General features: G+C 69.9%; 21 protein-coding genes. 9 read left to right on the top strand and 12 right to left on the bottom strand.

Annotated elements, in window-relative coordinates; genetic code table 11:
• Positions 1–38: 38 nt before the first annotated feature.
• From ACXJJ3_RS29990 to ACXJJ3_RS29970, 5 genes are read right to left on the bottom strand one after another with little or no spacing between them, the layout of a single operon-like run.
• Positions 39–515 carry a MarR family winged helix-turn-helix transcriptional regulator gene (locus ACXJJ3_RS29990; RefSeq protein WP_458165195.1) on the bottom strand — a complete coding sequence of 159 codons (477 nt, stop codon included), beginning with the start codon at positions 513–515 and terminating at the stop codon, positions 39–41.
• Between the two features lie 30 nt (positions 516–545).
• The gene (locus ACXJJ3_RS29985; RefSeq protein WP_458165194.1) at positions 546–1,532 is read right to left on the bottom strand and encodes a copper resistance D family protein; all 987 of its coding nucleotides are present in this window, start codon (positions 1,530–1,532) and stop codon (positions 546–548) included.
• Positions 1,529–2,041, bottom strand: a complete 513-nt coding sequence (locus tag ACXJJ3_RS29980) for a copper resistance CopC family protein (RefSeq protein WP_458165193.1) — start codon at positions 2,039–2,041, stop codon at positions 1,529–1,531. The genes ACXJJ3_RS29985 and ACXJJ3_RS29980 overlap by 4 nt, the downstream gene beginning before the upstream one ends.
• A 2-nt stretch (positions 2,042–2,043) precedes the next feature.
• Positions 2,044–2,730, bottom strand: coding sequence for a YcnI family copper-binding membrane protein (locus ACXJJ3_RS29975; protein ID WP_458165192.1), 687 nt, complete (start codon positions 2,728–2,730; stop codon positions 2,044–2,046).
• Between the two features lie 57 nt (positions 2,731–2,787).
• Entirely contained in the window at positions 2,788–3,306 is a 519-nt protein-coding gene (locus ACXJJ3_RS29970) for a hypothetical protein (RefSeq protein ID WP_458165191.1), read from the bottom strand.
• Between the two features lie 118 nt (positions 3,307–3,424).
• On the opposite strand from ACXJJ3_RS29970, the gene ACXJJ3_RS29965 reads away from it, so the two are divergent.
• From ACXJJ3_RS29965 to ACXJJ3_RS29945, 5 genes are all read left to right on the top strand, one after another.
• Positions 3,425–3,949, top strand: coding sequence for a SigE family RNA polymerase sigma factor (locus ACXJJ3_RS29965; protein ID WP_458165190.1), 525 nt, complete (start codon positions 3,425–3,427; stop codon positions 3,947–3,949).
• Positions 3,946–4,716 carry a hypothetical protein gene (locus ACXJJ3_RS29960; protein ID WP_458165189.1) on the top strand — a complete coding sequence of 257 codons (771 nt, stop codon included), beginning with the start codon at positions 3,946–3,948 and terminating at the stop codon, positions 4,714–4,716. The genes ACXJJ3_RS29965 and ACXJJ3_RS29960 overlap by 4 nt, the downstream gene beginning before the upstream one ends.
• Positions 4,717–4,736: 20 nt before the next feature.
• Positions 4,737–5,573 (top strand): ROK family protein, encoded by an 837-nt coding sequence (locus ACXJJ3_RS29955; protein WP_458165188.1) that lies wholly within the window; start codon positions 4,737–4,739, stop codon positions 5,571–5,573.
• Between the two features lie 193 nt (positions 5,574–5,766).
• On the top strand, positions 5,767–6,429 hold the full coding sequence (locus ACXJJ3_RS29950; protein ID WP_458165187.1) for a pentapeptide repeat-containing protein: 663 nt from the start codon (positions 5,767–5,769) through the stop codon (positions 6,427–6,429).
• A 46-nt stretch (positions 6,430–6,475) separates the two neighbouring features.
• On the top strand, positions 6,476–8,692 hold the full coding sequence (locus ACXJJ3_RS29945; protein WP_458165186.1) for an NADP-dependent isocitrate dehydrogenase: 2,217 nt from the start codon (positions 6,476–6,478) through the stop codon (positions 8,690–8,692).
• A 48-nt stretch (positions 8,693–8,740) separates the two neighbouring features.
• On the opposite strand, the gene ACXJJ3_RS29940 is transcribed toward ACXJJ3_RS29945, so the two are convergent.
• Positions 8,741–9,754: a metallophosphoesterase gene (locus tag ACXJJ3_RS29940; RefSeq protein ID WP_458165185.1), complete on the bottom strand. Its 1,014-nt coding sequence runs from the start codon at positions 9,752–9,754 to the stop codon at positions 8,741–8,743.
• Between the two features lie 133 nt (positions 9,755–9,887).
• Between ACXJJ3_RS29940 and proS the strand changes: the two genes are divergently transcribed.
• Complete coding sequence (proS, locus tag ACXJJ3_RS29935; RefSeq protein WP_458165184.1) at positions 9,888–11,297, top strand: proline--tRNA ligase; 1,410 nt, start codon at positions 9,888–9,890, stop codon at positions 11,295–11,297.
• Here the strand turns inward: proS and ACXJJ3_RS29930 are convergent.
• From ACXJJ3_RS29930 to ACXJJ3_RS29910, 5 genes are all read right to left on the bottom strand, one after another.
• Entirely contained in the window at positions 11,294–12,277 is a 984-nt protein-coding gene (locus tag ACXJJ3_RS29930; RefSeq protein WP_458165183.1) for a LuxR C-terminal-related transcriptional regulator, read from the bottom strand. The two genes, proS and ACXJJ3_RS29930, sit on opposite strands and share 4 nt — an antisense overlap.
• 257 nt (positions 12,278–12,534) lie before the next feature.
• A complete protein-coding gene (locus ACXJJ3_RS29925) occupies positions 12,535–13,974 on the bottom strand; it encodes a GuaB1 family IMP dehydrogenase-related protein (protein ID WP_458165182.1) in 1,440 nt (479 codons plus the stop codon).
• A 111-nt stretch (positions 13,975–14,085) separates the two neighbouring features.
• A complete protein-coding gene (katG, locus tag ACXJJ3_RS29920; protein WP_458165181.1) occupies positions 14,086–16,299 on the bottom strand; it encodes a catalase/peroxidase HPI in 2,214 nt (737 codons plus the stop codon).
• Positions 16,300–16,338: 39 nt separating this feature from the next.
• Positions 16,339–16,755, bottom strand: coding sequence for a Fur family transcriptional regulator (locus ACXJJ3_RS29915; protein ID WP_458165180.1), 417 nt, complete (start codon positions 16,753–16,755; stop codon positions 16,339–16,341).
• Between the two features lie 144 nt (positions 16,756–16,899).
• Positions 16,900–17,592, bottom strand: coding sequence for a hypothetical protein (locus ACXJJ3_RS29910; protein WP_458165179.1), 693 nt, complete (start codon positions 17,590–17,592; stop codon positions 16,900–16,902).
• A 119-nt stretch (positions 17,593–17,711) separates the two neighbouring features.
• On the opposite strand from ACXJJ3_RS29910, the gene ACXJJ3_RS29905 reads away from it, so the two are divergent.
• Positions 17,712–18,293, top strand: coding sequence for a TetR/AcrR family transcriptional regulator (locus ACXJJ3_RS29905; protein ID WP_458165178.1), 582 nt, complete (start codon positions 17,712–17,714; stop codon positions 18,291–18,293).
• Here ACXJJ3_RS29905 and ACXJJ3_RS29900 read toward each other — a convergent pair.
• Positions 18,283–19,164, bottom strand: coding sequence for an SDR family oxidoreductase (locus ACXJJ3_RS29900; RefSeq protein WP_458165177.1), 882 nt, complete (start codon positions 19,162–19,164; stop codon positions 18,283–18,285). The genes ACXJJ3_RS29905 and ACXJJ3_RS29900 overlap by 11 nt on opposite strands.
• 82 nt (positions 19,165–19,246) lie before the next feature.
• On the opposite strand from ACXJJ3_RS29900, the gene ACXJJ3_RS29895 reads away from it, so the two are divergent.
• Together ACXJJ3_RS29895 and ACXJJ3_RS29890 are read left to right on the top strand one after the other, a co-directional pair.
• On the top strand, positions 19,247–19,819 hold the full coding sequence (locus ACXJJ3_RS29895; protein ID WP_458165176.1) for a TetR/AcrR family transcriptional regulator: 573 nt from the start codon (positions 19,247–19,249) through the stop codon (positions 19,817–19,819).
• A gap of 73 nt (positions 19,820–19,892) precedes the next feature.
• A complete protein-coding gene (locus ACXJJ3_RS29890) occupies positions 19,893–21,440 on the top strand; it encodes a S53 family peptidase (protein ID WP_458165175.1) in 1,548 nt (515 codons plus the stop codon).
• Positions 21,441–21,468 lie beyond the last annotated feature (28 nt).

The raw sequence follows: 21,468 nt of genomic DNA, 5'->3' as shown, positions 1-21,468 counted from the left end.
CCGTAGCGGCGTGTCATTGCGTACGGAAGAGCGGATTGCTACTCGGCGCAGTCCGCCGGGGTGCAGGTGTTCGGCAGGTGGGCGGCGATGCGGTCCAGCAGCGCGGTGAGTTCCAGCTGGTCGGCGGGGGTCAGACGGTCGAAGAACAGCGCGCGGACCGCCTGCACGTGGTCCGGAGCGGCGGCGTCGATCGCCTTGCGGCCGAGCTCGGTGAGCCGGACCATCGAGCCGCGCGCGTCCGACGTGCACTCCTCACGGCAGACCAGGCCGCGCTTCTCCATCCGGCTCACCTGATGCGACAGCCGGCTGCGCTCCCACCCGACGGACCGGCCGAGGTCGCGGGTCCGCAGTACGCCGTGCTGGGCCTCCGACAGCGGGTGCAGCAACGCGTAGTCCGCGCCGGACAGGCCGGAGTTGCCGATCATCCGCGCCTCCAGGGCGCGCATCAGCTCGCGATGCGTGTCGCGGTACGTCTGCCAGAGCCGCGCCTCACGCTCGTCGAGCCACTCCGTCATACCTGCATTGTACGGACGGACGTTGACATGTCACGGAGTACGCGAGAGTGCGACGGCGAGGCCGATGGTGCCCGCCATCACCGCCAGTTCGAGGATCGCGAGCTGCCGGAACGCGGCCTGGTCGCCGCTCGCCAGCCGCGGCAGGCTGCTCCGCCGGTGCTGCCAGCCGATGAACACCAGCGCCGTGAACGCGAGCGCCTTCCCCAGCACGAGTACGCCGTACCCGCTGGTCACCCACTGCGTGATCAGCCCCCACCCGCCCTGCCGTCCGTCGAGGTGGATCTCCGCGGTGACCAGACCGGTGATCCCCATCGTCACCGCACAGACCAACGCGAGCGAGCTGAACAGCTCGACCGACTGCCGCGAGCGCGTATAAAGCAGTACGGCGCCGAGGCCGCCGACCCACGCGGTCGCGGCGACCACGTGTACGACGAGCGAGACCGTCGCGAGCACCGACCACAGGTTCGTGCCGTCGATCGCGCCGTGCCCGGTGAGCAACGGCCCGATCAACGCCGCGACGGTCAGTACGGCGGCCACCCGAGCGCCACGCAGCGTCTTGGTCCCGCTCAGCACCACAGCGAGTACGGCGGTGAGGACGACGGCGGCCGCCAGTGCGCGCACCTGGCTCAACCGCCCGGCCGGCTCGGCATGCTCCGCCAGGTGGGACAGCGGGATGCCGAGGATGACCGTCGCGGTCGTGATCAGGCCGCCGATGCTCGCGACCGCCCAGATCCCGGCGGCGAGCGCCGCGTCCTGACAGGCCCGCAGCGCCTTCTCACCGAGCTTCCCGTCGGTGGCCGGCAGGAACAGGACCACCGCGATCACAGCCCCGCCGGTCGCGACCGCGGCCGCGTCGGCGAGGATCCGCAGCACCGGGACCGCCCACGACACCCCGAGCCCCGCGCCGAGCAGGCCGGCGGCGGCGCGCTGCGGCGCACCGCCGGCGGCGAGCAGCGCCAGCACCATCACAACGATGCCGACAGCAACCAATCCGGCGATCGCGAGTTTGTGTCTCATGACGCCGGACGGCGGCGCACGATCACCACGGCCAGCGCGACCACGACCAGCATCACCAGGCACATCGCGACGATCGTGACCGTGTTCGACCCGCCCGTGGACTGCGAACTCGCGGGCGTCCCGGCCGGCTCGGTCGCGGGATGCCCGGCGTGCGTCACGGTGAACGCGCCGGAGATCTCGACCGGGTGCCCGTCGGCGGAGATCACCCGGGCCTCGACCGTGTACTTCCCGGGCTCGACCATCGCGCCGACCGGCTGCGTGACCGTGTTGTCGACCACCTGGACGTCACCGCTCGCGACGTCCTTCCCGCTCGGCGACTTCACCTGGACCTGGGTCCCGTCCGATCCGACCGGCTCGTTGAAGCTCAGCACGATCTTGGTCGGCGGCGCGGCCATCGACGATCCGTCCGTCGGCGTCATCGACTCGAGCTTGGCGTGCGCCGCCGCCACGCCGGCGGTACCCGCCAGCAGGAACAGCGACGCCACCAGTACTGCGATCAACCGGCGCACGGCTACTTCCCGGTCTCCGCGGCGACCCGTCGCGGCCGCAGCCCGAACGCCACGCCGAGCAGCCCGACCAGCAGGCCGCCACCGCCGAGCCACCGGGCCAGGGTGTCGGACGTCCCCTCCGACGAGGTGGTCGCCGCGACCGGGGTGACCGCGGCCGTCAGCTTGAGCGTCGGCGCCGGGTGCTCGGGCTCGGCAGCGCCGTCCTTCATCGGATCGGTCCACTTCACCACCTCACCGTCGCTGTACGTCTGCACGGCGGGGAAGCTCAGCGAGTCCACCCCTTCCGGCAGTTTCCCGACCGACAGCGCGAACTCGTCGAAGTCGTTCGGCGGGATCCCGCCCGCGGTGGCGGTCCAGGTGACCGTGGTGATCGCCTTCGTCAGCGTCACGTCGCCGACCTTCACCGGCGCCGGCAGCTTCTCCTCCGTCTTCTGCACCTTCCAGCCGGGCATCACCTGCGCGCCGACCGACGCGAACGGGTGGTCCTTCGGCAGCGTGACGACAAGCTTCGTCGTACTGGTGTTGTCCGACTCGGTCGGCACCCGGAACACGATCTTGCCGTAGCCGCCCGGCTTGGCATCCGGCGACGACACCGTGACGTGCGCCGACGCGGAGGTCGCGGCGCCGATCACCACCAGCGCGGACGCCGCGACGATCGCGGCAGCGCGCAGGACATATCTCTTGGGCATGAGAAACCTTTCAGGGCCTATCTCTGGGCATACGAGTAATCCGGCGCGAGCGCCGGTTCAGACAGCTGAAGTCACTCGTACGCCGGGAGGCCCGCGTCCGGAGATGCTGGTGCCGAGGGGCGACCCGATCGGCGTCCAGGACGCGAAGACGCCGGCCGTCGCGCGGACGAGCCGGACGGGACGCAGGACCGGCAGCTCCGGGAGCAGCCGCGCGAAGACCCGCCGTACCCGCTGGAGCCAGCGGTGCGCCCGGCTGATCGTGAGGACGCCGGCGAGCAGGGCGCCCAGGTGGGTCGCGGTCATCACCAGACTGCCGGTGATCGACATCATGTGGTGCATCGTCGCCGAGTCCAGCGTGACGTGCACGAAGAGCTGGACGCCCGCCAGCACGAGGCCTGTCAGCAGCCGCTCCCCCGCCAGGTACTCACCGAGCAGCCAGCAGACCCCCGCCAACGCCGCGAGCGGAGGAAGCACCCCGAGCGGCACGCCGCCACCCCCGACCAGGACATGACCGAACACCGCCACCACGACGCTCAGCGCCGCGACCGCGGACGTGGTCCTGCTCTCGGTCGCCATTCGACCCCCTCGCTCGTGTCACTCTACGGACAACAGCACGCCCACGTTCCCCCGGTCCACGTGCAACCTGCCGGGGGACTCAGCACGTTGGACCCGGCATGACCAGGGAGCAATACAGGTGAAGGCACAGACGGAACAGGACTACGCCGAGTTCGTGACCCATCATGCGAACTCTCTGTGCCGTACCGCTTACCTACTGTGCGGAGACTGGCGCCGGGCCGAGGACGCGACCCAGGAGGCGCTGATCCGGCTGTACCGGGTGTGGGGCCGGATCCAGCACAAGGGCCGGATCGCCGCGTACGCCCGCAAGGTCGTGGTGTCGACCACCCTCGACGGCCTCCGGCGCAAGTCCAGCCAGGAGGTCGTCACGAGCAACGAACACTTCGCCAACGAGCCCGACGCCGACGCCCTCGGAGTGGTCGAGAGCCGGATGGTGATCACCGCCGCCCTCGCCGAGCTCCCGGCCCGGCAGCGGGCCTGCGTCGTCCTCCGGTACTTCGACGAACTGTCCGTCGAGGAGACCGCGACCGCCCTGGGCTGCCGTCCCGGAACCGTGAAGAGCCAGACCCTGCGCGCACTGGAGAAACTGCGCGCGCATCCGGCGCTGGCAGATCTCTCCGAACTGATCGGAGCCAAGGCATGACCGACCTGAAGACCCTGATGGACCAGGCCACCGACCGCCGCGAGCCATTCACGCCGGACGTCGGCGAACTCGTCGCAGCCGGCCGGCATCGGACCCGCGTACGCCGGGTCGTGCTGGGCGCGGCCGCGGCCGCCGCCTGCGCGATGGTCGCCGTACTGCTGACCGGGCCGCTCCGGATCACCCGCAGCGAACCGCAACCCGCGGTCACGCCGACCGTCACGCGTCCGGTCGCGGTCACGGACCTGTGCGCGAAGTCCGACGACTTCTTCCGGACCGCCAACGACGACCCGTGGCGCGCGAAGGTCGTGCGGACGTGGACCGACAAGGTCCTGGAGGTGACGGACGCGGACGGCGCGGTGACGGTCCGCCGGTCGCCGGACGGCACGCAGTACGCGTATTGCGTGGCCGGCGTCCCGATCCAGGGGAAGCCTGTGGGCGGGTTCGGCGCGGCCCTGGTGAACACGGGCATCGTCACCCGGCAGGACCAGATCCAGCGGTACTGGAGCATGGCGTGCGGTAACGAGAAGGTCGACCGGAGCGACGCGTTCAACTGCCGTGGCGTCGTCTACAGCTATGTGGGCCGGGTGCCGGAGGGAGTCACCCGGATCGCGTTCTCGGGACTCGGGCAGCATGCGGACGCGACGATCAAGGACGGCTACTGGGCGCACCGGATCTATACCGGGAACATCGTCAACGGCAACAGGGACCCGGTGTACATCACCATGTTCGACGCCTCGGGCAAGCAGGTGTTCCGGGAGCTGTACTGAGCTGCTGCGATGATGTCCGGATGGACGTTGCAGTGCTGGAGATCGGGGGAAGTCATGTGACGGCGGCCGTAGTGGCGCCGGACACGTGGCGGGTGACCGAGGTGGATCGGGCCGCGCTGGAGTCCCAGGCGGCGGCCGGAGTGGTGGTCGGTCAGCTGGCGGACGCGGCGCGGAAGTTGCCGCTGGCAAACGGTCTGGCGGTGGCGCTGCCGGGGCCGTTCGACTTCGCCACCGGGGTCGCCTGGTACCGCGACCAGGGAAAGTTCGACCAGCTGTACGGGTTCGACCTGGGCGCTGCCCTGGGCAACGAACTGGGGGTCGAGCGGCTGCTGTTCATGAACGACGCGGAGGCGTTCGCGGTCGGCGAGTGGACGGCGGGCGAGGTCCGCGGTGCCGGGCGCTGCGTCGGCGTCACGATCGGCACCGGCATCGGTACGGCGTTCCTCGCCGACGGCCGGGTGCTGCTCGAGGGCGACACGGTCCCGCCGGGCGGCGAGCTGTACAAGACGACGTACGACGGGAAGCCGTTGGAGGACGCGATCTCCGCGCGCGCGATCCTGCGCCGGTACGCCGAGAGCACCGGCAAGGAAGCGCCGGGCGTCAAGGAGATCGCCGACCAGGCGCGGGCCGGCGACACCGCCGCGCTCGACGTACTCCAGGCCTGCTTCACCGATCTGGACCGCGCCCTCTCCCCCTGGCTGGAACGCTTCGGAGTCACCCGAACGGTCCTGGGCGGATCGATCGCGGGCGCCTTCGACCTGATCCGGTCGTCCCTCACCTTCCCGGCCTCCGCCACCCAGGACACCGAACGCTCCGCCCTGATCGGCGCCGCCGCCCACTACCTCCGCACCCCCTGACCACTCCCATCCCGCGGCCCCACGCACCCCGCCCGACCCCCCACCCCGCCGCCCCGTTCGCACAACCCTCCAGTTGGGCGGGCGCCCGTCCACCTGGGGGGTTGCCCGCTCAAAATCCGAGGGGGCAACCCCCCAGGCGAGGGGGCAACCCCATCGCCGGGGAGTGTCGGTGGGGCGGGCTACGGTCGGTTCCGTGAAGATCGCCGCGCCTCGCCTCCGTGCCCAGTTGGACTCCGCCGCGCCCGAGGAGGTCGACGACGAGGAGCGGCTGCTCGACCTCGAGCTGGCCGACGTGGACCTGAGCGACGTCGAGGCCGAGCACGTCGAGATCGGCGGATGCCGGCTGGCGCGCTGCAAGCTGGCCGGGTCCGAGCTGGAGAAGCTGATCCTGGTCGACACCGAGCTGACCCAGTGTGACCTCGCCAACTCCCGCTGGGCGGACGCGGCGCTCACCCGGGTCGCGATCACCGGCTCCCGGATGATCGGTTTCGCCGGCCCGGGCGCGAACCTGCAGCACGTGACGGTCCGCGACACGGTGCTGGACTTCGCCTCGTTCCGGTTCGCGAAGTTCCAGAAGGCGGAGTTCACCGACTGCCGGCTGCAGAGCGCGGATTTCGTCTCCGCCGACCTGACCGGCGCCGTGTTCCGCGGCTGCGACCTGTCCGGCGGCGAGTTCTCCCAGGTCAAGGCGGCCAAGGCGGTGTTCGTCGACTGCACCTGGGAGGGCGCCAAGGGCCTCGCCTCGCTGGCCGGCTCGACGGTCGCCGCGGCGTCCCCGATCGACACCCTCGCGTTCACCAGCGCGGTCACCGTCGCGGCCGGAATCACGCTCGCGCACCCCGACGATCTGGAGTGATCCGTCCCACGCCGGTGTCCGCCGTCCGCCGGATAAGGTGGGGCCCGTGACTGACTCGACGATCATCTACACCCACACCGACGAGGCTCCGGCGCTCGCCACGTACTCGTTCCTCCCTGTCGTCCAGGCGTACGCCGGCCAGGCCGGTGTCGGCGTGGAGACCCGGGACATCTCACTCGCGGGCCGGATCCTGGCGGTGTTCCCGGAGCAGCTGAAGGAGGACCAGCGGATCGCGGACGCGCTGCACGAGCTCGGCGAGCTGGCCAAGACGCCGGCCGCGAACATCATCAAGCTGCCGAACGTGTCCGCCTCGGTCCCGCAGCTGAAGGCCGCGATCGCCGAGCTGCAGTCCCAGGGCTACGCGCTGCCGGAGTACCCGGACGAGCCGAAGACCGACGCGGAGCGGGAGATCCAGGCCCGCTACGACAAGGTCAAGGGCTCCGCGGTGAACCCGGTGCTCCGCGAGGGCAACTCGGACCGCCGCGCCCCCGCCTCGGTGAAGAACTACGCGAAGACCCACCCGCACCGGATGGGCGCCTGGACCGCCGACTCCAGGACGAACGTCGCGACCATGGCCGCCGACGACTTCCGGAGCACCGAGAAGTCCGCGGTGATCGCGGCCGACGGCGCGCTCCGGATCGAGCTGGCCGCCGCCGACGGTACGACCACCGTGCTCCGCGAGTCGGTACCGGTGCTGGCCGGTGAGGTCGTCGACGCCTCGGTCCTGCACGTCGCCGCGCTCCGCGAGTTCCTCACCGCGCAGGTCGCCCGCGCCAAGGGCGACGACGTACTGCTGTCGGTCCACCTGAAGGCCACGATGATGAAGGTCTCCGACCCGATCATCTTCGGCCACGCGGTCCGCGCGTTCTTCCCGAAGACCTTCGAGCAGTACGGCGAGACGCTGGCGCAGGCGGGCCTGTCGCCGAACAACGGCCTCGGCTCGATCCTGAACGGCCTGGCCGACCTGCCGGACGGCGCCGCGATCAAGGCCTCGTTCGACGCCGAGCTGGCCGCCGGCCCGGCGCTGGCGATGGTCGACTCGGACAAGGGCATCACGAACCTGCACGTCCCGTCGGACGTGATCGTGGACGCGTCGATGCCGGCCATGATCCGGACGTCCGGCCACATGTGGGGGCCGGACGGCGAGGAGCACGACACGCTCGCGGTGCTCCCGGACAGCAGCTACTCGGGCATCTACCAGGCGGTCCTCGACGACTGCCGCGCGCACGGCGCGTTCGACCCGGCCACCATGGGCTCGGTGCCGAACGTCGGCCTGATGGCGCAGAAGGCCGAGGAGTACGGCTCGCACGACAAGACCTTCGAGATCGGCGCCGCCGGCACCGTCCGGCTGGTCGACGCCGCCGGGAACGTCGTCCTGGAGCAGGCCGTCGAGCCGGGTGACATCTTCCGCGCCTGCCAGACCAAGGACGCGCCGATCCGCGACTGGGTGAAGCTGGCCGTCACCCGGGCCCGGGCGACCGGCGACCCGGCGGTGTTCTGGCTGGACGAGACCCGCGCCCACGACGCGCAGATCATCGCGAAGGTGAAGGAGTACCTGCCGGAGCACGACACCGAGGGCCTGGACCTCAAGATCCTGGCGCCGGTGGATGCGATCAAGCTGTCGCTGGAGCGGATCCGCCGCGGCGAGAACACGATCTCGGTGACCGGCAACGTGCTGCGGGACTACCTGACCGACCTGTTCCCGATCCTCGAGCTGGGCACCAGCGCGAAGATGCTGTCGATCGTGCCGCTGATGGCCGGCGGCGGCCTGTTCGAGACCGGTGCCGGCGGCTCGGCGCCGAAGCACGTGCAGCAGCTGGTCAAGGAGAACTACCTGCGCTGGGACAGCCTGGGCGAGTTCTTCGCGCTGGCCGCGAGCTTCGAGCACCTGGCCCAGTCGACCGGCAACGCGCGGGCGCAGATCCTGGCCGACACCCTCGACCGGGCGACGGCGACGTTCCTGAACGAGGACAAGTCCCCGACCCGTCGCGTCGGCGGCATCGACAACCGCGGCAGCCACTTCTACCTGTCGCTGTACTGGGCGCAGGAGCTGGCCAAGCAGACCGACGACGCCGAGCTGGCCAAGGCGTTCGCGCCGCTGGCCGAGACGCTGGCCGCGAACGAGCAGACCATCGTCGACGAGCTGCTCGCGGTCCAGGGCAGCCCGGCCGACCTCGGCGGCTACTACCAGCCGGACCCGGCGAAGGCGGCCGCGATCATGCGCCCGTCCAAGACCTGGAACGAGGCGCTCGCCGCGCTCTGATCATGACGAAGGGCGCCCGGGTTCTCCCGGGCGCCCTTTGCGTTGCCGTCAGGACGTGAACGGCACCCGGGTCCAGCTCAGGACGGCCGGGTTGCGCGGGTCGATCGTCACCCGCAGGTAGTCGTTGTCGCCGGTCGAACCGTCGACGGTGATCCGCGACAGGTTCCCGGCCGGCGTCGTCACACCGTAGAACTTGGTCCACGCCGAGTTCGCCGCCAGCGGCTTGTCGCTGTTGTAGACGTGGCTGTCGCCGTTGAACAGGTACACCGGCCCGCGGAAGTTCGCCGACTCGCGGGCGATCTGCTGCACGATCGGCTGGAACGCGTAGTAGTCGGCGTACGACGGGTTCGCGACGGTCGGGTCGAACATGTCGGCCTGGGTCAGCAGTACGACGGCCTTGTCGCGGTCGGCCCGCGCCTGCGCGAACGTGTCGTGGATGCTCTGCATGACCGCCGACGTCCGGTTCAGTACCTCGGCGGTCTGCTCCGGCGTCGCCGCGGTCTTGCCGGTCCACGGCGCCATACTGTTGTTGCTGCCAACGATGTGCAGGGCCGCGAACGCAACGTCGGCGCGGCTGAACCGGACGTCTTCCGGGATGCCCTGCGCGACCTGGCTGTCGACCTTCGCCGGATGCTGCCCGAGGGTCCGGCCGGGCTGCGGGAAGAACACCTGGCGGATCTTGGCCAGCCGCTCGAGCGGGTTGTAGCCGCCGTTGTTCGCACGGTGGCAGTCGGTCCACTCGTTGTCGCCGACGGTGTAGACCAGCGGGTCCGCGAACCGGTCGAACTGCGTCTTCACCTGGGCGAAGTACTCGTCGCTGCAGACCGACGAGCCGTCCTTGATGTCGCCGAGGTGGGTGACCAGCTTGACCGGCTTGTCGGCGTTGATCTGGTCGACCACCTTCGGGAACCGGGCGATCTGCGCCGGGCCGTAGGGGATGTCGCCGATCACGGCGAACGTGTACGGGTCCGGGCCCCGGTCCGCGGCGGCGTTCGGGACGCCGACCGCGAGGCCGAGCAGGGCCAGGCACGCGGTGATCGCGGGCGCACGACGTACTCTCACTGAATCCTCCAAGTCCGAGCGGGTACGCGCCAACTTTTCGGCCCGGTGGTGAACGGCCGGGCACTCCCGCATGAACTTTGCCGGCTGAGAAATGCGTGGCACCGGGTCGTGGGCCCTTCCTACACTGACCGTCATGACAGCTACCCGATCCGTGCTTGCCGCGCAGGCCACGGACTTCCCCCGTTGGTTCCAGGATGTGATCGCCAAAGCCGAGCTCGCCGAGAACGGCCCGGTGCGGGGGACGATGGTGGTACGACCGTACGGGTACGCGATCTGGGAACTGTTGCAGGAGGCAATGAATCGGCGGATCAAGGCGACCGGCGCGGCGAACGCGTACTTCCCGCTGCTGATCCCGGAGAGCTACCTGCAGCGCGAGGCCGAGCACGTCGAGGGGTTCAGCCCCGAGCTCGCCGTGGTGACGCACGCCGGCGGGAAGCAGCTCGAGGAGCCCGCGGTGATCCGGCCGACGTCGGAGACCGTGATCGGCGAGTACATGGCGAAGTGGATCCAGAGCTACCGCGATCTCCCGCTGCTGCTGAACCAGTGGGCGAACGTCGTCCGCTGGGAGCTGCGTCCCCGCTTGTTCCTGCGCACCACCGAATTCCTTTGGCAGGAAGGCCATACGGCGCACGCCTCGGCCGAGGACGCCCGCGCCTACGCGACGAAGATCCTGTACGACGTCTACCGCGACATCATGGTCGACGTACTCGCGATCCCGGTCGTCGCCGGCCGGAAGACGCGCCGCGAGCGGTTCGCCGGGGCCGTGAACACGATGACGCTCGAGGCGATGACCGGCGACGGCAAGGCGTTGCAGATGGGGACGTCGCACGAGCTCGGGCAGAACTTCGCCCGCGCGTTCGACATCGGCTACCTGTCCGGCGAGGGCCGTCGTGAGCTCGCCTGGACGACCTCGTGGGGCAGTACGACGCGGCTGGTCGGCGGCCTGATCATGGTGCACGGCGACGACAACGGCCTCCGGGTCCCGCCCGCGGTCGCGCCGGTGCAGGTCGTCGTCCTCGCGGTCAAGGACGAGGCGATCGGCGCCGCGCGGACGATCGCGGACGAGCTGACCGCGGCCGGTGTGCGGGTGACCGTCGACGACCGCGCGGACCAGCCGTTCGGGCGGCGCGCGGTGAACTGGGAGCTGAAGGGCGTCCCGGTCCGGGTCGAGGTCGGCCCGCGCGACCTGGCCGCCGGCGTCGCCACCGTCGTACGCCGGTTGCGCTCGACCAAGTCCGCCGTCGCGCTGACCGAGCTGACGCCGACCGTGGTGGCAGCCCTGGCCGACGACCAGGCCCACCTGCTGGCGGAGGCAACCGCCCGCCAGACCGCGCGCATCACCCCGGTCAGCACGATCGACGAGGCCGTCGAAGCGGCCGCGTCCGGCTGGGCGAGCATCCCGTACGACGCGGTCGGCGAAGCCGGCGAGGACCAGCTGGCCGCGTCCGGCATCACGGTCCGTTGCCTGCAACGCGCGGACGGCTCGCTCCCGGTGGAGGACAACGAGCCGGACCTGACGGCGTACGTCGCCCGGTCGTACTAGCGGGCCAGATAGCGGCGGACGTCCTCGGCGACCTGGGCGCGGGACCGGAGTTCGTACTTCCGGAGAATCGCGCTCAGGTGGGTCTTGACCGTGTTCAGGCTGATTCCCAGCTCGGCCGCGAGCTGGTCGTTGTCGAGGCCGTCCGCGAGCAGCAGCGCGACACCCTGCTGTGCCTTGGTGAGCCCGGTGAACCGGCGTTCGGGAGCCTCGTCGGCGTCCATCAGCATCTCGATCATCTCGGACTGGATGTGCTTGGTGACGTCGACGATCCGCTCCAGGTGCGCCTGGACGGCGGAGCTCACCTCGGTCTCGGCCAGCGCCTCGGCGGCAATCTCGCGGATCGACGCGACCCGGTGCGTCAGGTACTCCATCACGTGGTCGGAGGTCAGCGTGGTCGGGCCGTCGTCGCCCGCGGGCAGCCGGCGCAATGCGTCCCGGTCCTCGCCCTCGCGGGTCAGCACCCGCTCCACCACCTCGCACAGCCACTCGAACGCACGCACCGCGTTGTCGTCGTACGCCTTGGCCGTGTAGCTCTGCATCGAGAGCATGCCGAGCAGCTGGTCGGGCCCGTTCTTGGCCGGCCGGAAGATCGGGACCGTGACCACGTCGGCAGGCCGACGCCGCGGATCCCCGACCGGTACGCCGGCCCGCGCCGCGGACCCGCGGTCGTCCGCGAACCGGTACGTCCGCCGGTGCTCGAGCAGCCAGGCGGTCTGCCCGTTCGGGCCGAAGTTGTGCGTCGCCGGGTCGACGTACCGGCCGTCGAGGTAGCCGTACGGGTACCGGACCCGGTGGGTGCCCTGCAGGAGACCGACGAAGAACGCGTCGACAGGCGCCACCTTCCCGGCCACCACCCGGACGTAGTCGTACAGGCCGTAGTGGTCGGACCGGAACAACGTCTCGATCTTGTGGTACGCCTCACGCAGGATGATCGCGGTCTCCGCATCAACCCGCAGCGGGGCGATCCTGTCCCCATCCACGGAGCCGGCTCCCCACAACCGTTGCGGTCTCGATGCTTCGATGATCCCGCTGTACCCCGCTGCTGATCAAGCATGTGTTTGCTGCGGGCGCGGACGATGTCGCCACCATCCGCGCCCATGAGCAGGACACCGCACTGTGTGCGCCCCCGGTGCCCTTCCTCCCCCTGTTGGCTACACAGTGCCACCGATCGCCGTGCGTGACCATCGCCCTGGGCATGAACTTGCCGGAGCCCGGTCTCACCCGCGGGGTGAGGAGCTCACCCCCAGCTGGTGTCCAGCGGCTTGCCCTCGGCGTACCCGGCGGCGGTCTGCAGGCCGACCACGGCGCGCTCCTGGAACTCGGTCAGGTTCGCGGCGCCGACGTACGTGCAGGAGCTGCGGATGCCGGAGACGATCGAGTCCAGCAGGTCCTCGACACTCGGACGCTCCGGGTCCAGGTACATCCGGGCGGTCGAGATGCCTTCCTCGAAGATGCTCTTCCGGGCCCGCTGGAACGGCGAGTCCTCGGCGGTCCGGGACTTCACCGCGCGCGCCGACGCCATCCCGAAGCTCTCCTTGTAGATCCGGCCCTGACTGTCCCGGTGCGGGTCGCCGGGCGACTCGTACGTACCGGCGAACCAGGACCCGATCATCACGCTGGACGCGCCAGCCGCGAGCGCCAGCGCGACGTCGCGCGGGTACCGGACGCCGCCGTCGGCCCAGACGTGCTTGCCGAGCTCCCGGGCCCGGGTCGCGCATTCGAGGACCGCGGAGAACTGCGGCCGGCCGACCGCGGTCTGCATCCGGGTGGTGCACATCGCGCCCGGTCCGACGCCGACCTTGACGATGTCGGCGCCCGCGTTCACCAGGTCGGTCACACCCTCGGCCGTCACCACGTTGCCGGCCACGATCGGTACGTCGGGCCCGAGCGCGCGGACCCGTTCGACGACCTCGAGCATCCGCTCCTGGTGACCGTGCGCGGTGTCGAGCACCAGCGTGTCGACTCCCACGTCCAGCAGGGCTTTCGCCTTCTGCTCGGCGTCGCCGTTCATCCCGATCGCCGCCGCCACCCGAAGCTTGCCGTTGGCATCGAGTGCGGGGTCGTACAGGGTCGCGCGGAGGGCGCGCTGGCGGGTCAGGATGCCGACGATCTGACCGTTGCCGTCGACAACAGGTGCGAGCCGGTGCCGCCCGTCGTGCAGCTGGTCGAACGCCGCCTCCGGGTCCGTGCCCTGCGGCAAGGTCAGCAGCTCACGGGACATCACCGCGTCCAGCTGCGTGAACCGATCCACACCGGAGCAGTCCGCCTCGGTCACCACCCCGACCGGCCGGCCCTGGTCGACGACGACCACCGCACCGTGGTTCCGCTTCGGCAGCAGGTTCAGCGCCTCGCCGACGGTCCCGGTCGGCGCCAGCGTCAGCGCGGTGTCGTGCACCGGGTCCCGTTGCTTGATCCAGGCAACGACCTCGGCGACCACGTCCACCGGGATGTCCTGCGGGATCACCGCCAGCCCGCCGCAGCGCGCGATCGTCTCGGCCATCCGGCGCCCGGACACCGCGGTCATGTTCGCCGCAACCACCGGGATCGACGCCCCGGTCCCGTCCGCCGTCGACAGATCCACGTCCAGCCGCGACGCCACCGCCGACCGATTGGGCACCAGAAACACATCACTGAACGTCAGGTCACCCGCCGGCTCCCGATCCTGATGAAACCGCATGACAGACCCCTTCCGCCGGTGTCCAAACCCCGCCAGCCTACCCTCGTCACGCGCTGTGGCCGGGCGTACGAAACCGGCTCTCCCTTGGGTGGGAGAGCCGGTTTCGGTGGGTCAGCGGTGGAGGTCGAAGCGGTCGAGTTCCATCACCTTGTGCCAGGCGGCGACGAACTCGGTGACGAACTTCTGCTTCGCGTCGTCGCTGGCGTAGACCTCGGCGAGGGCGCGGAGTTCGGAGTTCGAGCCGAAGACGAGGTCGGCGCGGGTGCCGGTCCACTTGACCTTGCCGTCGACGGTGGCCTCGAAGGTCTCCTGGCCGTCGTCGGTGGCGTGCCACTCGGTGCCGAGGTCCAGCAGGTTGAGGTAGTAGTCGTTCGTCAGCGTGCCGGGGTTGTCGGTCAGTACGCCGTGCTTGGAGCCGTCGTAGTTGGTGCCGAGGACCCGGAGGCCGCCGACCAGGACGGTCAGCTCGGGGGCGCTCAGCGTGAGCAGGTTCGCGCGGTCGAGCAGCAGGTACTCGGCCGGGAGCTTGTTGCCCTTGCCGTAGTAGTTCCGGAAGCCGTCGGCCACCGGCTCGAGCGCGGCGAACGAGTCGGCGTCCGTCTGCTCCGCGGTCGCGTCCGTGCGGCCGGGGGTGAACGGTACGACGATGTCGACGCCGGCGTTCTTCGCCGCGATCTCCACGCCGACGCCACCGGCCAGCACGATCAGGTCGGCGAGCGAGACCGGCTTGCCGAAGGACTGCTGGATGCCCTCGAGGGTACGCAGTACCTGGGCGAGCTCGTCCGGGTTGTTGACCTCCCATCCGCTCTGCGGCTGCAGGCGGATGCGGGCACCGTTGGCGCCACCGCGCTTGTCACTGCCGCGGAACGTCGACGCCGACGCCCACGCGGTCGAGACCAGCTGCGACACGGTCAGCCCGGACGCGGCGATCGCGGCCTTCAGCGCGGTCACGTCCGCGTCCGACACCAACTCGTGGTCGACGGCCGGTACCGGGTCCTGCCAGATCAGCACCTCGCTCGGAACCTCGGAGCCGAGGTACCGCTGGATCGGGCCCATGTCGCGGTGCGTCAGCTTGAACCAGGCGCGCGCGAACGCGTCCGCGAACTCCTCCGGGTTGTCCTTGAACCGGCGCGAGATCGGCTCGTAGATCGGGTCGAAGCGCAGCGACAGGTCGGTGGTCAGCATCGTCGGCAGCTTGTTCGGGCCGCCGTGCGCGTCCGGGATGACCGCCTCGGCGTTCTTCGCCACCCACTGGTTGGCGCCGGCCGGGCTGGCCGACAGCTCCCACTCGTGGCCGAACAGGATCTCGAAGAAGTCGTTCGTCCACTGGGTCGGCTTGGTGGTCCAGGTGACCTCGAGGCCGCTGGTGATCGCGTCCTTGCCCTTGCCGGTGTTGTACGTGCTCTTCCAGCCGAGGCCCATCTGCTCGATCGGCGCGCCCTCGGGCTCCGCGCCGACGTTCTCGGCCGGGCCGGCACCGTGGGTCTTGCCGAACGTGTGGCCGCCGGCGATCAGCGCGACGGTCTCCTCGTCGTTCATCGCCATCCGGGCGAAGGTCTCGCGGATGTCGCGGGCCGCCGCGATCGGGTCCGGGTTGCCGTTCGGGCCTTCCGGGTTCACGTAGATGAGGCCCATCTGGACCGCACCGAGCGGGCGCTGCAGGTCGCGGTCACCGGAGTACCGCTCGTCGCCGAGCCAGGTCGTCTCCGGACCCCAGTACACGTCGGTCTCCGGCTCCCACACGTCCTCGCGACCACCGGCGTACCCGAAGGTCTTGAAGCCCATCGTCTCCAGCGCGACGTTGCCGGTGAGGATCAGCAGGTCGGCCCAGGACAGCTTCTGGCCGTACTTCTTCTTCACCGGCCAGAGCAGCCGGCGGGCCTTGTCCAGGTTGCCGTTGTCCGGCCAGCTGTTCAGCGGCGCGAACCGCTGCTGACCGGCGCCCGCGCCACCGCGGCCGTCGTGGATCCGGTACGTACCGGCGCTGTGCCAGGCCATCCGGATCATCAGCGGGCCGTAGTTCCCGAAGTCGGCCGGCCACCAGTCCTGCGAGGTGGTCAGGACCTCGGCGATGTCGGCCTTGACCGCGGCCAGGTCCAGGGTCTTGAACTCGGCGGCGTAGTCGAACTCCCCGCCGAGCGGGTTCGCGACGGCCGGGTTCTTGGCCAGGATCTTCAGGTTCAGCTGGTTCGGCCACCATTCACGGTTGGCGTTCCCGCTGGTCGGGTGCACGCCCTGACCGTGGTTCACCGGGCAGCCACCGGTCTCGGCGCCGCGGCTCTCCGTGGAGGCCTCGCCGGGCAGTGGCTCATGGTTCTCGGACATCGGATTCCTTCCAGGACTGGACGTTTTCACACTTCGAGCTCAGGTAAGCCGGGCGCAGTCCGCGCACCGGCCCCAATAGATGACCTCGGCCTCGTCGATGACGAACCCGTGGTCGTCGGACGCGGTCAGGCAGGGCGCATGCCCGACCGCACAGTCGACGTCGGCGATCGCACCGCACGACCGGCAGACGACGTGGTGATGGTTGTCGCCGACCCGTGACTCGTACCGCGCCACCGATCCCAACGGCTGGATCCGGCGCACCAGGCCCGCCGCGGTCAGCGTCTGCAGCGAGTCGTACACGGCCTGGTGCGACGTCTGGGGCAATTCGTTGCGCACGGCACCGATAATGGAGTCCGTGTCCGCATGCGGGTTCCCGTACACCGCGGCCAGCACCGCCAGCCGCGGCCGCGTCACCCGCAGCGAGACCCCACGCAACAACCCCTGGAGCTCATCCACCGTCGGCACGTTCCGCAGTCTTCCGCGTTTTCTGGAATGAGTCAAGATTAGCTGCGGCGTTTCCGATCTACTCCCGCCGCCCGGCCCGCCTGCGGGGACGCCGAGCGTCAGCCGCAGGTCGTTCCGGGCGACCATGGCGAACGGTCAGGAGGCTGTGGCAGGACTGCCGACATGCCTTGAGGCGGGACCGGCAGTGGCACGGCGGGCGCTTCGGAACACACTGACACTCAAGGCCAGCGTCCAGATGCTCCACAGCGCACCCATGCTGGCCGTCGTGCCCCAGCCCTGGACGGCGTAGAAGTTCGACGGGTCGTCATTGGAGTAGATCGCCGGGACGAACGCGAGGTTGATCGCGGCGAGCACGAACGCGGACCATCCGACCCACCTCGGCAGCAGCCGGAGGCGGGTGACGGCGATCCCGAGGGCGATCAGGAACAGCGCCATCAGCAGGCGCGAGATCAGGCCCTGCATCAAGTACTGCGCAGCCGCGAACGGCCCCTCGCGCGTGGTGTCGATGTCGTGGTCGACCGAGATGGCGGCACCGGCCTCCATCGACTGCGGCACGAACACCATCGCCACCCACAGCAGGCCGGCGGCCTGGATCACGCCGGCGATCCAGTCCGACGCCAGGTCGACCTGATGGATCAGTTGCCGCAGGCCGGTGAAGAACAGGATGTAGAAGACGCAGCCCACGATCCCGATCAGGCTGCGGGTCAGGATGTTCCAGTCCGGCGGGGCGCCGGAGTAGAGGAAGTACAGCGGCACCTGCACCACGATCAAAGCGCTGGCGATCATCCCGAACAGGCCGGCGTAGCGGCGTACCGAGGCTTCGGACACGGGTCGTTCCCTTCCTGGCAATGACGGTTGACGAGACGTCTCGTCTCATCACGAGACGGTAGGTCTCGTCGGGATCACTGTCAAGACACAACGTCTCGTCTTGTGTAGACTCCGGCTGTATGGCGACGACCCCGAACCCCGACCGCCGCAACGAGCGCGCGCGGCGCGCGATCCTGGATGCCGCGCTGGAGCTGTGCAGCACGCAGACGTACGCGGGCCTGACCATGGAAGGCATCGCGAAGAGCGCCGGGGTCGGTAAGCAGACGATCTACCGCTGGTGGCCGTCGAAGGCCGCGATCCTGCTCGAGGCGATCACCGAACGGGCCGATCGAAGCCTCGACTTCCCCGACACGGGCGACCTGCTCGCGGACCTCCGCAGCCAGATGTACGAGTTGGTCCGCCTGTTCACGGACCAGATGTTCGGCGCCTACGGCAGAGGCCTGATCGTCGCCGCCCAGACCGATCAGGCGATTTCTGCCGCACTCCTCGACACGCTGATCAGGCCGCGCGTCCAGCTGTGTGTCGAGCGCCTGGCCAAGGCCCAGCAGGCGGGAGAGCTCCGCGCCGACGTGGACCTGGCCGCGGTCGTCGAACTCCTCTACGCCCCCCTGTACTACCGGATGCTCCTGCACACCGCCCCGGTCAGCAGGGAGCAGGTGGACAGCATCATCAGCCTGGTCATGTCCGGCATCAGGCCGTGATGTTCTCCAGGTCCTCGAGCAGCTTCGGGTGCTGCGGACGCCAGTTCAGCGCCTGACGGGTATGGGCACTCGAGGACGGCTGATCGGCCGCGAAGATCGGGCCGAGCGGTCCGTACGTCTCCTCGGGCACCGGCTGCACCGGTAGGCCGAGACGCCTGCCGATAACGGCAGCGATATCGCGTACGGCGTCCCCCTCGTCGTCGACCGCGTGCCACGCCGTACCCGCCGGCGCATTCTCCAGTACCAACCGGAACAGCACCGCCGCATCCAACGCGTGCACCGCGGGCCACCGCTGCGACCCGTCCCCCGGATACCCCGACACCCCCGACTGCCGGGCGATCTGCGTGAGCAGGCCGGCGAATCCGCCGCCACCCTGGTTGTGCACAGTCCGCGGCATCCGTACGGCAGCGCTCCGCACCCCACGTTCCGCCAACGCCAAAGCCGCCATGACAGAACGCCCGCGACCGCCGACCGGGCCTTCCGTGGGCACGGGATCCTCCTCGGTGGACGCGCGCCCCGCGACCCACGGCGTACCGGACACCGTCACGAGAGGTCGCCCACTCCCCACCAGCTCGTCCCCAAGGGCCTGCAGCGCGGCCCCTTCCTCGGCAACCCCTGCGGCGAGCGCCTCCGGACTGCTGAAATCGTTGCTAAAGGCAAGATGAATCACCCCGTCGGCCCTCGCGGCACCGGCCCGTACGACGCCCAGGTCGCCGAGCCCACCCCGGACCGCCCCGGCGCCGGCCTCCCGCAACGCCGCCGCCGACCCCTCGGACCGCGCCAGCCCGACGACGTCATGCCCACTGCTGAGCAACTCCCGGACGACCGCGGACCCGATCAGCCCGGTACCGCCGGTGACGAACACCTTCATAGGACACTCCTCCGTGATGAGACCTTTGTCCCATCACGGTAGCACCGACGGGACAAAGGTCCCATCACCTACACTTGCCTGTATGGCGAGATGGCAACCCGGAGCCCGCGAACGGCTGGTCCTCGCCGCCGTGGACCTGTTCGCCGAACACGGCTACGACGCCACCACGGTCGCCCAGATCGCCGAGCGCGCCGGCGTCACCAAAAGCACCTTCTTCCGCCACTTCCCGGACAAACGAGAACTCCTGGTCGCCGGCCAAGACGTCCTGAGCCGCCTTTTGTCCGAAGGAATCACCGAGGCCTCAGAAGAAGCCACACCCTTGGAAGCAGTAGCCGCAGGCCTCACCAAAGCCTCGGGCTTCATGGGTCCCGTGAACCGCGAACTGGGGCCTCGACTGAAGGCAGCAATCGCCGCAAGCACCGAACTCCAGGAACGTGACGCCCTCAAAACCGTCGGCCTGGCGAGCGCCATGACCGCAGCTCTCCAGGCAAGAGGGGTACCAACCCCAGTCGCCCACCTAGCCGCGGAATTGGGCGTTCTGGCCTTCAAACAGGGCTACGAATCCTGGACGGCAACAGACGACGACTCAGACCTTGCCCCGCACGCACTGGCCGCCCTCAACGACCTGAAGGCAGCAACAGCCAACCTTCGCTGAGAGAATGCTGAGCGTAGTGACATAAGCACATTCGGTGGTTTAGCAGCTCCTTTTGTGGTTCATCATGTATCGCGTGTCGAACATCCCCCTTCCCGGAAGCTCCCGAAGCGCGTACACCGATGCCGAGACAGTCGGCCCGGTCTCTCCCGACAGTTCGATTTCGGTCACGCTCGTACTGCGTCGTCGTACCGAGCTGGACGAAGCCCTCGTCACCGGACCCGGAACCGTGACCGCGGAGGAGTTCGCCCGGCGGTTCGGAGCTCGCGACGACGACCTCGCCCGGGTGGACGAAGTGCTCACCGGGGCGGGGCTGACCGTCGTCGGCACGCACGTCGGTGCCCGGCGGGCGACCGTGCGGGGACCCGCGTCCGCAATGACGGAGGTCTTCGGCACCGAACTGTCCGTCGTACGCAGCCGAGACAGCGCGGTGGACCTCCGCGTCCGTGCCGGTGCGGTGTCGGTGCCCGCCGAACTCGACGGGATCGTCGTCGCCGTACTCGGTCTCGACAACCGCCCGCAGGCGCGCGCCCAGTTCCGGCTGCATGCGGCTCCGGCGGCGGCGCAGGCGTTCACTCCGGACCAGGTCGGCGCCCTCTACAACTTCCCGGCCCAGACCGACGGGACCGGACAGACGATCGCGATCATCGAGCTCGGCGGCGGGTTCAAGCCGGCCGAACTCAGCACCTACTTCGCCGGCTTGAAGATCCCGGCTCCCCAGGTGAGCGCGGTCGAGGTCGACGGCGGCAAGAACGCCCCGACCGGCGACCCGAACTCCGCCGACGGTGAGGTGCTGCTCGACATCGAGGTCGCAGGGGCGCTCGCCCCGGGCGCCAAGCAGCTGGTCTACTTCGCGCCCAACACCGATCAGGGCTTCCTCGACGCGGTCACCACCGCGGTGCACGCCACCCCGACGCCGACCGTGGTCAGCATCAGCTGGGGACAGTCCGAGGACCAGTGGACGGCGCAGGCACGGACGGCGATGGACCAGGCATTCGCCGACGCCGCGGCGCTCGGCGTGACCGTGTGCGCGGCCAGCGGCGACAACGGCAGTACCGACGGCCAGACCGACGGCGCACAGCACGTGGACTTCCCCGCCTCGAGCCCACACGCCCTCGCGTGCGGCGGTACGCGCCTCGAGGGTGTCCCACCCACGATCACCTCCGAGACGGTCTGGAACACCTCGGGCGGTGGTGCCACCGGCGGCGGCGTCAGCGACACATTCCCGCTGCCGGCCTTCCAGACCACCGCCGGAGTACCCACGGCGGCCGGCGGTGGCACCGGACGAGGCGTGCCTGACGTGGCGGGCAACGCCGATCCCGCAACCGGCTACAACGTCCTCGTCGACGGCCAGCGCATCGTGGTCGGAGGCACCAGCGCCGTCGCCCCGCTGTGGGCCGCCCTGCTGACCCGCCTCGCCCAGGGCACCGGGCGAAGCCTGGGCCTGGTACACACCCAGCTGTACCAGGGCGTCCGCCCGGGCGCCGTACAGCCGGGCTTCCGCGACATCACGAGTGGAAGCAACGGCGCATACCAGGCAGCGCCGGGCTGGGACGCGTGCACCGGGCTAGGCACCCCCGACGGCACCGCGCTCCTCAAAGCCCTCCAAACCCCACCCAGCTAACGAAAGCCGGTACGGGCGTAGTACGGGC

The organism is Kribbella sp. WER1, assembly GCF_054189145.1.
The sequence above is the reverse complement of the archived record's forward strand: the minus strand, read 5'-3'. Positions and strand labels throughout refer to the sequence as shown.

What these genes read in the sequence shown, in the direction of transcription:
- ACXJJ3_RS29975 (WP_458165192.1), bottom strand. Translation starts at nt 2,730, where the DNA reads ATGCCCAAGAGATATGTCCTGCGCGCTGCCGCGATCGTCGCGGCGTCC.
- ACXJJ3_RS29895 (WP_458165176.1), top strand. Translation starts at nt 19,247, where the DNA reads ATGGCGAGATGGCAACCCGGAGCCCGCGAACGGCTGGTCCTCGCCGCC.
- ACXJJ3_RS29925 (WP_458165182.1), bottom strand. Translation starts at nt 13,974, where the DNA reads ATGCGGTTTCATCAGGATCGGGAGCCGGCGGGTGACCTGACGTTCAGT.
- ACXJJ3_RS29970 (WP_458165191.1), bottom strand. Translation starts at nt 3,306, where the DNA reads ATGGCGACCGAGAGCAGGACCACGTCCGCGGTCGCGGCGCTGAGCGTC.
- ACXJJ3_RS29985 (WP_458165194.1), bottom strand. Translation starts at nt 1,532, where the DNA reads ATGAGACACAAACTCGCGATCGCCGGATTGGTTGCTGTCGGCATCGTT.
- ACXJJ3_RS29955 (WP_458165188.1), top strand. Translation starts at nt 4,737, where the DNA reads ATGGACGTTGCAGTGCTGGAGATCGGGGGAAGTCATGTGACGGCGGCC.
- ACXJJ3_RS29960 (WP_458165189.1), top strand. Translation starts at nt 3,946, where the DNA reads ATGACCGACCTGAAGACCCTGATGGACCAGGCCACCGACCGCCGCGAG.
- ACXJJ3_RS29900 (WP_458165177.1), bottom strand. Translation starts at nt 19,164, where the DNA reads ATGAAGGTGTTCGTCACCGGCGGTACCGGGCTGATCGGGTCCGCGGTC.
- katG (WP_458165181.1), bottom strand. Translation starts at nt 16,299, where the DNA reads ATGTCCGAGAACCATGAGCCACTGCCCGGCGAGGCCTCCACGGAGAGC.
- proS (WP_458165184.1), top strand. Translation starts at nt 9,888, where the DNA reads ATGACAGCTACCCGATCCGTGCTTGCCGCGCAGGCCACGGACTTCCCC.
- ACXJJ3_RS29905 (WP_458165178.1), top strand. Translation starts at nt 17,712, where the DNA reads ATGGCGACGACCCCGAACCCCGACCGCCGCAACGAGCGCGCGCGGCGC.
- ACXJJ3_RS29990 (WP_458165195.1), bottom strand. Translation starts at nt 515, where the DNA reads ATGACGGAGTGGCTCGACGAGCGTGAGGCGCGGCTCTGGCAGACGTAC.